We start from the raw sequence: 701 nt of genomic DNA, 5'->3' as shown, positions 1-701 counted from the left end.
GAGTCGGGTTCTGGGAAGTCGGTGACCGCCCAGGCGGTGATGGGCATTCTGGACATGCCGCCGGGAAGCATTCCGCGGGGTGAGATCCTGTTCCAGGGCCGGGACATGTTGACGATGCCTGGTGACGAGCGTCGGAAGTTGCGTGGTCGGAAGATCGCGATGATCTTCCAGGACGCGTTGTCGTCGTTGAACCCGGTGCTGAGTGTGGGGTACCAGCTCGGCGAGATGTTCCGGGTTCATGAGGGGTTGTCGAAGAAGGAGGCGAAGGCGCGTTCGATCGAGTTGATGGATCGGGTGCGTATTCCGGCGGCTCGGGAGCGGGTGAATGATTATCCGCATCAGTTCTCGGGTGGTATGCGTCAGCGGATCATGATTGCGATGGCGTTGGCGTTGGAGCCGGATCTGATCATCGCGGACGAGCCGACGACGGCGTTGGACGTGACGGTTCAGGCGCAGGTGATGGATCTGCTGGCGGAGTTGCAGCGTGAGTTCCACATGGGGCTCATTCTGATCACGCACGATCTGGGTGTGGTCGCGGATGTGGCGGACAAGATCGCGGTGATGTACGCGGGTCGGATCGTGGAGACGGCCCCGGTGCACGAGCTGTACAAGCGTCCCGCGCACCCGTACACCCGCGGGCTGCTGCACTCCATTCCCCGCCTCGACCAGAAGGGCGGCGACCTCTTCGCCATCCAGGGGCT

The 701-nt window shown here is 62.9% G+C and carries 1 protein-coding gene; it reads left to right on the top strand.

All coding sequences use genetic code 11. The features are described 5' to 3' along the window. On the top strand, nucleotides 1-701 hold a 701-nt coding region (locus ACYVE9_RS29580; protein WP_461030947.1), incomplete at both ends, for an ABC transporter ATP-binding protein.

This window comes from Streptomyces sparsus (assembly GCF_054776295.1).
The sequence above is the reverse complement of the archived record's forward strand: the minus strand, read 5'-3'. Positions and strand labels throughout refer to the sequence as shown.